This is a genomic window from Lentilactobacillus dabitei, from assembly GCF_019061365.1.
Taxonomy (GTDB): domain Bacteria; phylum Bacillota; class Bacilli; order Lactobacillales; family Lactobacillaceae; genus Lentilactobacillus; species Lentilactobacillus dabitei.
Genome location: NZ_JAHPPD010000077.1, coordinates 1 through 13,446 on the forward strand (window position 1 = coordinate 1; position 13,446 = coordinate 13,446).

Below are 13,446 nucleotides of genomic sequence, written 5' to 3' on the forward strand. Positions count from 1 at the left end.
TGATTTATTTGAGCTGTGGCAGGTAAACGCGGTTCTGAATGTCTCTTAAAACCTGTCTCAAATATTGACTTCAATCCATAATCTCCCCAATTTCTTTTCTACCACGAACACTTCTTTTCAAAGACTAGAAACGAATTCTCGGTTTAATAATTCAGAACAAACAATTGATGTCGTCATTAAATTTGTCAACAATAATATCAATCGTAGTTTATCACTTCAAGCCATCTCAGATAAAGTCAACCTTGCTCCCACTTACATTAGTACGGAATTTAAAAAAAGATTTCACATAAATATTACAGAATATATTACTAATCTGCGAATTAAAAATGCTTGTAATCAGCTTTTGACCACAAACAATTCCATTCGTGAAATTTCTGAAGAACTTGGCTTTGTCAGAACAAGCTATTTTTCAAGAGTTTTTAAAAATCATACCGGTTTATCCCCTCTTCAGTACCGGCAAATGAACCAATTAGCAGACAAAGCCTAGTTCAGAGCATAAATAATAAAAAAACAGTTTCGATGAGACCGGGACATATATTAATTTTAATCCGTAATCATTCACTTAGATCACCGTAGCCACTTAGATAAAAGCTGCGCCAAACGGCTGATCCTCGCCATTCAAGCAAAAAAAGTAATGCATTCTGATTTTGGAATGCATTACTTTTTTCACTTAAATTCTGGGATCAAATCGCCTTTCATCCTAATCTCTTAATCTAAACATTCCCACAATATCACCTTTACTTTATAAATAGATCCATGAGGTTGATTAATGTTGTTCATACTTCTCAAACTGCGTCCTCAGATACCTGGTCGTCAAACTCTGAGGATTTTTAATCAATTCCTGTGGCTGGCCCTTCGCCACAATTTTGCCACCTTGATCACCACCGCGGGGACCCATGTCAATCATGTAATCCGCGTTGGCCATTAAGTCCAGATCGTGGGTGATCATCAACACCGTGGCGCCTTGATCGATTAGTTGAGAGAATACCCTTAGCAATACTCGCACATCCAGTGGGTGCAATCCCACCGTCGGCTCATCAAAGATAAATAACGTATCATTCTGGCTGCGTTTCATGTGAGAAGTCAGCTTCAAACGCTGGGCTTCCCCACCGGATAAGCTTGGAGTGGCCTCACCTAAATGAAGATATCCTAATCCCATCTGTTGCAGCACATTCAGGGTCTGAGCCACCGAAGAATTATCCTTAAACAGCGCAATTGCGTGATCAATATCGTAATCCAAGACATCTGCAATTGACATTCCCTGCCACTTCACCGCAAGGACTTTGTTATTGAACCGTTTCCCGTGGCAGGTTGGACAAACCTCAACCATATCCGGCAGATATTGAATATCCAGCGAAATCTCGCCGGTACCCCCACAGGTTGGGCAAGCACCCTGCTTATTGTTATATGAAAAATAGCTGGCAGAGTAGCCGGCCTTTTTGGCAGCTGGCAAGCCTGCGTACAGTTTTCGCAAATTATCCATAATATTCGTATAGGTAGCCACAGTTGACCGAGCATTTTTCCCGACTGGCGTCGCATCCACACTGACAATGTGTTTTAATTTTGCAGACTCAAACTCCGAAATGTAATCCGGCATTGACCGGTGATGGAACTTTGCTTGAAAGGCATCCAGTAACCCATCAAGGACCAAGGTTGTCTTACCAGCACCAGAAAAACCAGTGATGGCAATGAGGCGATTGACAGGGAACTGCGCAGTCACATTGTTTAAATTGAACTTGTGCGTAATCGTCAAAGAAACGCTGCCCTTGACAAATACATCATCTCTCACAATTTGGCGGGTTACCAATTTGCCCTCACCAGTCAAAAACGGCCGAACCAGCGACTGTTGACTGTGATGAATTTGTTTTGGCGTTCCTTGATCAATCACAGTCCCACCATTGGCGCCGGAACCAGGACCAATTTCAATGATCCAGTCGGCGGCATCAATAATCGCCGTTTCGTGATCGACGACAACCAGCGAATTACCCTGATCGATTAATTGATGAAAGATTTTGATCAACCCCGCCACGTTATCCGGATGCAACCCAACCGAGGGCTCATCCAATACATAAAGGACGCCAGTGGTCTGGGTCCGCAATGTCCGCCCCAACTGAATCCGTTGCAGTTCACCGGTTGAAAGACTGGCACCGGCCCGATCCATCGTTAGGTAATCGAGGCCCAGATCCAACAGTGGTTGAACTTGATTAAGTAACTCGGTAGTCAGATTATTCGCCAATTTTTGCATATCCGCCGGCAGCCAAGTCTTAATTTGGTTCACGAAATTTGGCAGGTCGCTCAATGGCATTTTACTTGCTTCAGCAATATTCTTGCCAGCTACCAGCTGATTGAGTCGGTCAGGGTTAATTCGCGTCCCGTGACAAACCGGGCACGTGAAGAACCGGTAAAATCGATTCAACCGCTTCAAAGCAACATCACTTTTAGTTGTTCGCATACTATCTTCGATGGCATTATAGGCATTTTCGTATAGTGCGTTATCCATATGAAAGACGCGGCCGTTTTTGCTGGGAATGTCGATCGCATAATGCTTCTGGCCACCATGCAAAACCATTTCCCGTTCCTTATCGGTCAACTGATTATAGGGAACGTCGATTCGAACCCCAGCTGCTTGAGCCACAATTGGCATGAAGTTACGCCCAGGGGTTCGCCATGCGGCAACTGCCCCATCCTTAATGGTTTTCGTTTCATCACCAATCAGCCGGTCAGGGTCAAGCTGTTTGGTGATCCCCAGCCCCTGACAATTCTTGCAGGCACCATCGGAATTAAAGGCAAAATCTTCCGCGCTAAAAGCATGAAATTTAACGCCACAAGTCGGGCAAGTGATGACGCCCATCGTGTCGTCTTGTTTATCCATTGCCTCGGCAATCTTGATTGTTGGTGGTACTTGATGGCCATTGGGACACTTTGGTGAGCCTAATCGGGAGTAAATCAACCGCAAGACATTGAAAATTTCGGTCATGGTTCCAACTGTCGACCGAGCACCTGGGACAGTTGGCCGTTGCCGCAGTGCGAGTGCAGACGGAATATGGCGGACTTCTTTGACATTTGCCCGGCCAACTTGACTGATCCGCCGACGAGTGTACGTTGCCAAGGAATCAAGGTAACGGCGAGCCCCTTCAGAATAGAGGATTCCCATCGCCAGTGACGATTTTCCTGATCCCGACAAGCCGGAGATCGCAACAAATCGATGTAACGGAATGTTGACCGAGATATTTTTAAGGTTATTAACGTTGCCGCCAATGACTTCGATTTGAGTTGGTTGAGATTGATATGACATATTGGACTCCTTTCGAAAATTCATTTGGATATTGTTATAATCTAGGTTATCACTAGAATTTAATTCTCGCCAAAGATTCCACATCATTTTGATTTTCCAAAATGAGTTGACAAACCGAAATGAACCTGTTAGTTTTATCAGTGTTATCTCATTTGATTTTAATAATGTTATCTAAACAATTTGATTCGGAAAGTAATTACCAAGCATTGTTCAGAGAGTCGGCAGTTGATGAAAGTCGATCTTTGTGCGGGAATGAAAATGGCCGATGATTGGCTGACGCGATCGGCATCCTCGAAAACGGCAGACGGAGTGGTCTTCGTTAAGGGACACACCATTTCTTACATGAGATGGTTGAAGAGACTTTTTTAGGTAACTGATTAAGTGAACTCAGGATGGCATCGCGATCAAGCGCTTCTGTATTTATTTACAGAAGTGCTTTTTTTATTCAAAAAATTAAGGAGTGGTTAAGATGACAAAGTTGGCAATTGTGACAGGTGCAGGACAAGGAATTGGTGAAGGAATTGCTCACCGGTTGGCGAAAGACGGTTACGCAGTTGCCGTGGCTGACATTAATCAGCGGACGGCCAAGAAAGTTGTCAAAGATTTAAAGGATGCGGGCTTCAAGGCAAAAGCCTACTACGTTGACGTCGCCCACCGAGATGAAGTATTCGACCTGGTTAAAACGGCCGTCAAAGATTTCGGTGAATTAGCTGTTTTTATCAATAACGCTGGCGTGGCTTTTATCGATTCATTTGTCAACTCGCACCCCAATGACGTCGAACGCCTATTAGATGTTAATCTGAAAGGAACCTACTGGGGTGTTCAAGCAGCTGCAGAACAGTTTATCAAGCAAGGCCACGGTGGTCGGATTGTCAACGCCGCCTCACTTGCCGGCGTTGAAGCCTCTGCCCTGCAAAGCGCTTACTCAGCCTCAAAATTTGGTATCCGTGGTATCACCCAATCCGCGTCCAAAGAATTGGCAAAATACCAGATCACTGTCAATGCATATGACCCGGGAATTGTCCGCACCCCACTTCGAGACGGTATCGACAAGCGAAGTGCCGAAATTAATGGCATCACCGTCGAACAGCAACGGGCCAACTGCCTTTCGGAAATTTCCCTGGGTAGAGAGGCGACGCCGGCAGATGTTGCCGAAGTCGTTTCCTGGTTTGTTTCGAAGCACGCTGCCTATATCACCGGCCAGTCCTTGCTGGTCGATGGCGGTATGAGATATCAATAAAATAAACTCTAACTAAGGGAAGTGAAAATATGGCAGAAGCAACAAATCCAATTATTGACCTTCACGACGTCAGTGTAACGTTCCAATCAAATGGGAAGACCCTGCACGCCGTTAATCACGTTAACCTACAAATTGATCAAGGAGACATTTATGGCATTATCGGCTACTCAGGAGCAGGCAAAAGTACTCTAGTTAGAACGATCAATCTACTGCAACGGCCAACTACTGGTACCGTGACGGTTAAGTGCCCGCCACCTTCAGCAGCTTACCAACCCAGATTTGCGAACAGCCCGCAAAAAAATTGGGATGATCCTTCAGCACTTTAACTTACTCAATTCCAGAACTGTGTTGAATAACGTTGAATATCCCCTCTTGAGCCAATCAATTAGTAAACATGATCGAAGAGCAAAGGCAAAAAAGCTCCTCGAATTAGTTGGGTTGGGTGAATTCGAAGCTTCTTATCCCGAACAGTTATCCGGCGGTCAAAAGCAGCGGGTCGCCATCGCCCGGTCGTTAGCCAACGATCCAGATATCTTAGTCAGTGATGAAGCCACGAGTGCTTTGGATCCTAAAACGACTAACGATATTTTGAAATTACTCAAGCATCTCAATGAAACCCTTCACCTCACCATCGTCTTAATCACTCACGAAATGCAGGTCATTAAATCCGTTTGCCAACACGTTGCTGTTATGGATCAAGGCAAAATCATTGAACGTGGTCCTGTGGCTGACGTGTTCTCAGATCCAAAACAAGCCCTCACCCAGAATTTTGTCGATTCATCCGCCAATGTTCCAGAAGCCCTTGCCCAAATCAAAGCTGACGAAAGCCTACAACAGCTCACCAATAATGAACGATTATTGTATTTAAAGTTCAGGGGAAGGGCCACCAGAGAATCGTTAATTTCCGATCTGACCGAATCATACAAACTGAAGGCCAATATTTTATTTGGTAACATTGAGCGAATCGGGTCCACTTCAATTGGTTACTTAATTATCATTCTATCTGGCGAAACCAAGCGTTTAGCCGACGGGATCAATTTCTTAAATCAAAACGGGGTTAGTGTCCAGCTGATTCCCACCGACAAGAAAGGAGTGAACAAGCATGTTAAAGCAAATATTTCCTAACGTCATTCATATTTGGCCTCAGTTTACCCAATCCATTTGGGAAACGATTTATATGACATTTTGGTCATCCTTGATTGCCGGTCTCTTGGGATTAGCAGTTGGCATTGTCTTAGTTATTACTCAAGAAGGCGGGATTGCCGAAGACAAAGCTGTGTATAGTTTGACTGATAAGCTCGTTAACCTGCTTCGATCGATTCCTTTCATTATTCTGCTAGCCGTCATGTTCCCAATTACCAACTTCATTGTCCACACAACCGTTGGGACAACCGCAGCGCTGGTCCCCTTAGTTGTTGGCATCTTTCCATTTTATGCCCGCCAAGTTCAGAATGCCTTACTTGAGATTGACCCTCAAGTGATTGAGGCTGCCCGCTCAATGGGGTCCAGTATTCCAGAAATTATTTTTCGAATTTACCTCAGAGAAGGGCTGCCCGATCTGATCAGGGCATCAATCGTCACGATTATTAGTTTAATTGGCTTAACCACGATGGCTGGAGCAATTGGGTCTGGTGGCCTTGGTGACATTGCTATCAGCATTGGTTATGCCCGCTTTGAAAACGACGTCACAGTCGCCGCAATGCTGGCCATTTTGATCATGGTCTTTCTCGTCCAAATCATTGGCGATTGGCTCGCCAGAAAAACAGTCCATTTATAAAGGAAAATGAAAATGAAAAATCATAAAGGAATTATCTATACCCTACTCACCATTGTCGTCATTATCGGTATCGTCTTTGGCCTCCACGCATTAACCGGCAGTTCTGCCAACTCAAAGAACGCAACGATTACCGTGGGATCGCAAGGATCGGATTATGACATTTGGAACCATATTGCTAAAAGTCCCCAGGCTAAGAAGCTCGGATTGAAGATCAAAGTCAAGCAAATCACTGATGGTGTTCAGCTAAACAACGCCACTGCCCAAGGTAGCGTCGATGTGAACGCCTTTCAATCTTATTCATATTTAGAAGCATACAATAAGGAACATAAAACCGCCCAATTGGCAGCACTAGGCACCACCTACTTAGAACCACTTGGAATTTATTCCGATAAATACAAAAAGGTGACTCAGATCCCCAACGACGCTACGATCGCCATCGCCAACAATCCGGCGAACACTGCACGGGGGTTGTTGCTGCTTCAAAGCGCTGGCCTGATCAAGTTAAAGAAAAACTTTGGCACGCTGGGTAACACTAATGACATTGTTTCAAACCCTAAGCATCTTAAATTCAAACAAATTGATGACACCACTGGTCCTCGAGTTCTCCACAACGTCGATGCCGTTTTGATTTCAAATACGGTGGCACTGGAAGGCCACTTGAACGTTTTGAAAGACTCGATCTTCCACGAAAGAATCGATACTGATACCAGAAGTAATATCAACGTATTGGCAACTGCCAAGAAGAACAAAAGTAACGCAAGCTACAAAAAGCTGGTCAAACTGTACCATGAACCAACAATTCAAAAATACATCAAAGATCAATATGCCGGAACAAAAGTCGAGGTGCAAAAGCCGCTTTCTTATTTGAAATGATGATCTAGATATAAAAAACAATCTAATATTCGTCAGCAAAGTGTTTATAAATGCAACTTGGTTTTCCATTCTTATATTGATAAAGCTTGCGATAAACGGCTGACCCCGGCTATTTAACAAAGAGGACCAACTATTCCAAAAATCCGGAATAATTGGTCCGCTTCGTTAAATTCTGGGATTAAATCGCCTTTCGTCCCAATCTTGCAATTCATGATTTATTTTTCAGTCGCTAGATAAATTAACGTTCCATTATTTTGACTATCATCCAACTGCTCAGAGGGATATGGGGTTGTGAAATATGAACTCGGACTGTCTTGGGCGCCGTCAAACGATGCAATTCCAATATAGTCGTTATTCATACTTTGGCGTTTCTCATCGGTATAACCGTTATCATTTAGGATGCTCTTGACATGATTAATTCTTGGTGTGATTGGTTTGCCGGCTGTTTTTGCTTAAATACCACATGATGTTGTCACTGTTTTGACTTGCACCAGCAGGCTTCATCCCATCAACATCCACGTAGTTCGTGTAATTTGGGTCAAAGCTTGGTTTGTTGTCAAATCCAGTCACGGCAGCTTTAGATAAATCGAGCTTCAACTTGGCATTGGGAAACAGCTTTAGAATTGCTCTGGCCAATCGCTGTGATCGGTCTGTCTTAACATAATGAGTAAAGGCTGATTCAGAGGAAAAATCAGTTGGCGATTTTGCTAGCAATCGAGTAAGATAGCCACTCCAGACCCAACCTTTGATCTTGAAATTCGAACTGGCGCCCACATAATAGTAAACTGCTCGTTTGCCGTTGTAATTTTTAACCTGAGCGTAAAAAACGTACCAGTTTGAATTTGGATAATTCTTAATGTTATGCAGCCGCTTCGTATGACGGTAATTCCATAGATATGCCGATTTGTTGAGTGATTTGGCTTTGTACGGCACAGAACCCACTTGCGCCTTCTGATAGTCAAAAGTGTAATTGGTCGGAATCTTGCTGGCTTCGATAACGCTGTTCATCATGATTGCAAAGCCGAAAATCGTTCCCAATAAAATCAACGTTAATTTTAATTTGTTTAACATAATTATCCCCTTTTCAGAATCATTCGATCTCTAAATAACCCCATTTTGCATCCAACAATTAATTATACCAGCAAATGATCGATGCCCGTCAACCATTGATTGAACGACCCGTGAATATTTTTATTTTGAAACATCTTCATTGTCACCCCATCGAAATTTATGTTAATGTGAATTCAACAATCCAAAAGTTTATTTAATCACTATGGGGGGGAATCTCTTAATGCATTTAATCAAAGCTCAACTGACAAAACAATTAGCAATCACTGCTGGCGCGGCGATCGCAATTCTCTGTTCTTCAGCAATTGCGGCTCATGCTTATACCGACTTAGGAAACGATATTCACATTCAATACGTGAAAGTTAAACGGCCAATTTTTACGGGGCAATACACTAAAGTTAATGGTAAAAAAGGTCACAAAATTATCACCCCGAAAGGCACCATTCTGAAGCTTGAAGCAACTGGTTCTACCAAAGAAGGTCCATCTTTTGGGCAACTAACCCGGGGCCTCGTGAGTTACCAAAAGCAGCAACACATTTATCAGGTTACCAAGGGCCCTGAATTGAATGTCAAACAGTACAATACGAAATACTTCACCCCATACAAATTAAAATTACCGATCCGAACACTGGCTCTGCAGGCCGGAAATGGCTACACCAACAATAAAGCCGGTAATTATCGACCAATCTTCTACATTACGCTAGATGGCTACCTGCAGTATTACACCACCGCCCGGCTGAAACATTACGGCGTTCTAAACAGTTGGCAATCCACCAAAACGACCGTAGTGATAAATAATCCACTTTGGACGATTAAACCGAGTGCCTCTGTGAAAGTTAACTCATTCAAAGTTAAGGGAAATACTTCCTACATTTATTTTAAAAAACCAATTAAGGGGCTTGCTGCCAAGAAAGTTTCTGCAAAATACTATCGATTAGCAATCAAAAAGTTGCACAGCCAGCATCAAGAGTGGCGTTATGGCGATGAAAATTGGCAGGACGTAAGCTGGATCACCTACAATGTCGGTGACCATCCCTTCTATAATTTAGTGGATATGTCTGCAGGTGATTAATTTTCTGAGACATAGGAAGAAATTGGGACGAAAAGCGATTTGATCTCAGAATTTAAGTGAAAAAAGGCGGCTTGCAAAATTCGAATTTTGCAAGCCGCCTTTTTTTAACTATTCAATTGTCTTTAGCTTACCCCTAAATTCATCAAGGGTCTTGTAGCCTTTCTTTTCCATAATGGCTTTTAATTCTTTCGAAATCCGTTCAAAAATTGGCGTTCCGTCAAATCCAAAAGCCGTTCCGATTTGAACAAGGTTGGCACCGCACAGGACGTGCTCAAAGACGTCCTTACCGGATTTAATCCCACCGGTACCGATGATTGAAATTTCTGGTCTCAATCGTTGCCGTAAGGCTCTCACGTTGGCTAAAGCAGTTGGCTTGACGTAATCGCCACCCAAACCACCAAAGCCACCCTTAGGTTTGATGACCACTGATTCAGTTTCGGGATCAACAACTAAACCATTGCCGATCGAATTAATAACATTAATGTAAGTCACCGGAAAATCATTCAATACTTCGGCGATGCCGTCAAACTGGTTGAAGTCAAAGTATGGGGGCAACTTCAAGCCTAATGGTTTCTTGAAGAAACTAAAGGCTGACGTCAACACATCCCTAACTGCTTCAAAGTCATAACCTACTTGTGATTTACCAGCAATATTTGGGCAGGAGAGGTTCAATTCAGTCAAGCCAGCAAATGAACTGGCCTGAATTTTCTTGAGCATTTCAATGTTTTGGTCAATCGATAAACCAGCAACTGATAAAATGACTTGTTTGCCATTCTTGCCTTGATTGGCTTCAGCAAATTCCAAATAATAATCCAGCCCATGGTTAGGAAGTCCCATCGAATTGATGCAGCCCATCGAAGTGGCTTTCATCCGGGGACTTTCATTCCCTTTTCGAGGTTCTGGCGTGGCACTCTTCGTCACACAACCACCCGCATCAGAATCTAAGATCTTATCGAGCTCTTCGGTTGTGGCACAACGAATGCCAGCTGCGTTTAACAAGAGGTTGTCAAACTTGTAGTCACCAATTTGTGATGCGAGCGAAATATTACTTTGCATTTGCTTCCTCCCGTTTTGTCCAGTCCCAAGGGGCTTTATGCCAAGTTGATAATCGTGAGTACTGTTCATCTGAGAATTTGTTTTCTTTATGACCTTGTTTGATCAGTTCTGCGTAACTTAGAAGGGGTGCTAATTTGGTATCGGCAGCGGCAAAATTCTTGTCAGCATCAGGCAAGCCATAAGTAAATACTGAGGCCACGCCAATCACGTTAACGCCCTCGTTGCGAACCGCTTTGACAGCGCCCAACACACTACCACCCGTGGAAATTAAATCATCAATCAAAACAACCTTGTCGTCCTTGGTAATCCGACCCTCAATTTGTTTGCCGGCACCGTGATCTTTAGGCTTGGCCCGCACGTAGATCAGTGGCAGGTTCATTCGTTCGGCAACCCAAGCAGCATGTGGAATTCCAGCGGTTGCCACACCGCCAATAACCGTTGCATCAGGATAGTTTTTCTTGATATTTTCAGCTAAGCCATCCGCAATCATGTCGCGTAATGATGGAATGGAAATCGTCAATCTGAAATCAGTGTAGATTGGGGACAAAATGCCACTTGCATATCTAAATGGCTTTTCAAGGTTGATACTAACAATTTGATTATCAATTAATGATTGAATGATTTGATCAGTTTGCATAATTCCACTCCTCTAATAGTTTGTGATAAGCGGCGACTGGATCGGTTGCCCGGATGATTGGCCGGCCGACAACTAAGGCTGAACTGCCATATTCAGCGGCTTGCTTAGGCGTTGCAGTTCTTGATTGGTCATCCTTAGGAAAATTAGCAGGCCGAATTCCTGGGGTGACGTATAAGAAGTCATCGCCCACTTGTTTTTTCAATGAGCTAACTTCAAGTGGTGAGGTAATGACCCCATCGGCACCGGATTGCTTGGCGAGTTTTGCCAATGAAACCACTTGATCAACCATATCTAACCGACAGTTCTGCTCATTTTTTAAAGCATCATCAGTGATGGAAGTTAATTCTGTCACCGCCAAGAGCTTAGGGCTTGGAACCCCAGCTTCTTCACTGCCAAGCTCCAGGCCTTCCTTTGCGGCAGCAATCATTTCTGAACCGCCTAACGCGTGAACAGTCGTATAGGTGACGCCTAGTCGACCAATTTGCATCATTCCCATTTTAACCGTGTTGGGAATATCTTGCAGCTTAAGATCCAAGAACACTTTGAATCCTTTAGCCAAGAGTTGGCGAACAATGTCGGGACCTTCCCCATAGAAAAGTTCCATCCCAATCTTCACAGTCATGCCCTCATCGCTTGGAAACTGGTCGATGATTTTGAATAGGCCTTCCTTGTTAGCAACATCCAATGATACAATTAATGGTCCTCGCATAATTACCCTCCATCTAATGACATAAAAAGAGCCCGAGACTGCAGAATTCAGCACACTAACGCACTCATCCTCGCAAAATCACGGACTCTTGATTTAATTTTCATCCGCTTTTGGCCTCTCTGAACCAAATTAAAGCTCTTTTATTTGTTAATAACTTTATCACGTTGACAGACGCAGTTCAAGTGAATTCTGTCTGCTTTTATTAAAGTCAAACAGACAATCACAGATATTCTGAATTGACGCCTTGCAATCCCCCAATATCCATGTAATAATGTGAACAACAAAAATAACGAATGTCAGCGAGCATTCATTTGGAGGAATTCGACATGGAAAATACCAAAGCATCACTTACGCACAGCCATACTTTTACCAAGAATCAGAAATGGGTTATTGCTTCTACCAGTTCTGGATTCGCATTGGAAAATATGGATGTGCTACTTTTATCGTTTGCGATGAGTTCAATGATCGGCCAACTACATCTCAGTGGTGGCGCTGCCGGATTAATTGGTTCAATCACCAACTTGGGCATGTTGTTCGGTGGTGTCATCTTTGGCTTGGTCGGTGACCGATTTGGCCGAGTTAAGACGTTTACCTATACCATCTTCATTTTTGCCTTCGCAACTGCCATGATGGCTTTCGCCAATAACATTACATTAATTTATATTTTGCGGTTCTTAGCTGGAATCGGTGCCGGTGGTGAGTACGGTGTCGGTATTTCACTGATTGCTGAATCGTTCCACAAGAACCAAATCGGTAAGATGACTTCAGTAGCCGCAATCGGTGGCCAAATTGGGGCTATTTTAGCTGCAGTTACAGCGGCCTTGGTCATCCCCACGCTTGGTTGGCACGCACTCTTCCTCCTTGGAATCGTGCCGGTTGTCCTGACATACTTTGTCCGTCGTCACTTGACTGAAACCACTGAGTTTGTCCAAGCTAAGAAAGCCGAAAAAGAATCAACTACCAGTGCCGTATTCAAATACATGTTCAGTTCACCAAAATTAGCTTATCAAAGTTTCGCCTTGATGATTATGACAACTGTTCAAATTGCCGGCTACTTTGGCCTGATGAACTGGCTGCCAATCATCGTTCAAAAACAACTTGGCTTAAATGTTTCCGGCTCATCACTTTGGATGATTGCCACAATCATCGGGATGAGTTTGGGCATGATGACTTTTGGTTCAATTCTGGATTACTTTGGTCCACGCCGCGCATTTGGTATCTTCCTGCTTGCTTCGGCTGCAATGGTCTTCACGATTACGTTGGCTCATAACACGGTTTCACTATTAATCATCGGTGCGATCGTCGGCTTCTTCTCAAACGGAATGTTCGGCGGTTACGGCGCAGTCATCAGTCGCTTGTACCCAACTGAAATCCGCTCAACTGCTAATAACGTGATTGTCAACATCGGCCGGGCAGTTGGTGGCTTCTCGTCAGTGGTCATTGGTATCTTGATGGATCACTACTCACTGACAGTTGTCATGGGCTTCCTATCAATCCTTTACGTCATCAGCTTTGTCACAATGGTTACCCTACCAGGGTTGAAAAAGTTGAGCTCACGGCAAACGGCTTAAGCAATAGTTTAATCAATCATTCAAATATCTTTAGATCATTATGAAGTAAAGTTTCAACCGCAAAAAGGGGTTCTACAATATCTGTTGTTGGTAATAGATTTTATCTATTACTGATGACAGATTTTTTGTTTCTCGTTAGAATAAAAAA

Annotated in this window: 12 protein-coding genes and 1 pseudogene; 7 read left to right on the top strand and 6 right to left on the bottom strand. The window is 43.5% G+C overall.

Going from position 1 to position 13,446, the window contains the following annotated elements:
- Nucleotides 1–64: 64 nt before the first annotated feature.
- A complete protein-coding gene (locus tag KTE19_RS14360; RefSeq protein ID WP_217162053.1) occupies nt 65–487 on the top strand; it encodes a helix-turn-helix domain-containing protein in 423 nt (140 codons plus the stop codon).
- 279 nt (nt 488–766) lie between these two features.
- Here the strand turns inward: KTE19_RS14360 and KTE19_RS10720 are convergent, their stop codons facing one another.
- Nucleotides 767–3,295 (bottom strand): excinuclease ABC subunit UvrA, encoded by a 2,529-nt coding sequence (locus KTE19_RS10720; protein ID WP_217342270.1) that lies wholly within the window; start codon nt 3,293–3,295, stop codon nt 767–769.
- A gap of 469 nt (nt 3,296–3,764) precedes the next feature.
- Here KTE19_RS10720 and KTE19_RS10725 point away from each other — a divergent pair, with 469 nt between their 5' ends.
- From KTE19_RS10725 to KTE19_RS10740, 4 genes and pseudogenes are all read left to right on the top strand, one after another.
- Nucleotides 3,765–4,535 (top strand): acetoin reductase, encoded by a 771-nt coding sequence (locus KTE19_RS10725; protein WP_217162055.1) that lies wholly within the window; start codon nt 3,765–3,767, stop codon nt 4,533–4,535.
- Between the two features lie 29 nt (nt 4,536–4,564).
- Nucleotides 4,565–5,660: pseudogene (locus KTE19_RS14160) on the top strand (methionine ABC transporter ATP-binding protein).
- Nucleotides 5,638–6,312: a methionine ABC transporter permease gene (locus KTE19_RS10735; protein ID WP_217162057.1), complete on the top strand. Its 675-nt coding sequence runs from the start codon at nt 5,638–5,640 to the stop codon at nt 6,310–6,312. Before KTE19_RS14160 ends, KTE19_RS10735 begins: the two are co-directional and overlap by 23 nt.
- Nucleotides 6,313–6,324: 12 nt before the next feature.
- The gene (locus tag KTE19_RS10740; protein WP_217162058.1) at nt 6,325–7,185 is read left to right on the top strand and encodes a MetQ/NlpA family ABC transporter substrate-binding protein; all 861 of its coding nucleotides are present in this window, start codon (nt 6,325–6,327) and stop codon (nt 7,183–7,185) included.
- 215 nt (nt 7,186–7,400) lie between these two features.
- On the opposite strand, the gene KTE19_RS14030 is transcribed toward KTE19_RS10740, so the two are convergent.
- Nucleotides 7,401–7,544, bottom strand: coding sequence for a hypothetical protein (locus KTE19_RS14030; protein WP_249778407.1), 144 nt, complete (start codon nt 7,542–7,544; stop codon nt 7,401–7,403).
- Between the two features lie 55 nt (nt 7,545–7,599).
- Complete coding sequence (locus KTE19_RS10745) at nt 7,600–8,256, bottom strand: D-alanyl-D-alanine carboxypeptidase (RefSeq protein ID WP_249778640.1); 657 nt, start codon at nt 8,254–8,256, stop codon at nt 7,600–7,602.
- A 220-nt stretch (nt 8,257–8,476) separates the two neighbouring features.
- Here KTE19_RS10745 and KTE19_RS10750 point away from each other — a divergent pair, with 220 nt between their 5' ends.
- Nucleotides 8,477–9,325 (top strand): hypothetical protein, encoded by an 849-nt coding sequence (locus tag KTE19_RS10750; protein ID WP_217342271.1) that lies wholly within the window; start codon nt 8,477–8,479, stop codon nt 9,323–9,325.
- Between the two features lie 108 nt (nt 9,326–9,433).
- Here KTE19_RS10750 and KTE19_RS10755 read toward each other — a convergent pair whose 3' ends face one another.
- From KTE19_RS10755 to pyrF, 3 genes are read right to left on the bottom strand one after another with little or no spacing between them, the layout of a single operon-like run.
- Nucleotides 9,434–10,381, bottom strand: a complete 948-nt coding sequence (locus KTE19_RS10755) for a dihydroorotate oxidase (protein ID WP_217162062.1) — start codon at nt 10,379–10,381, stop codon at nt 9,434–9,436.
- Nucleotides 10,371–11,018, bottom strand: coding sequence for an orotate phosphoribosyltransferase (gene pyrE, locus KTE19_RS10760; RefSeq protein WP_217162064.1), 648 nt, complete (start codon nt 11,016–11,018; stop codon nt 10,371–10,373). The genes KTE19_RS10755 and pyrE overlap by 11 nt, the downstream gene beginning before the upstream one ends.
- On the bottom strand, nt 11,008–11,727 hold the full coding sequence (pyrF, locus tag KTE19_RS10765; RefSeq protein WP_217162066.1) for an orotidine-5'-phosphate decarboxylase: 720 nt from the start codon (nt 11,725–11,727) through the stop codon (nt 11,008–11,010). The genes pyrE and pyrF overlap by 11 nt, the downstream gene beginning before the upstream one ends.
- Nucleotides 11,728–12,053: 326 nt before the next feature.
- Between pyrF and KTE19_RS10770 the strand changes: the two genes are divergently transcribed.
- Nucleotides 12,054–13,298, top strand: coding sequence for an MFS transporter (locus KTE19_RS10770; protein ID WP_217342272.1), 1,245 nt, complete (start codon nt 12,054–12,056; stop codon nt 13,296–13,298).
- Nucleotides 13,299–13,446: the final 148 nt, after the last annotated feature.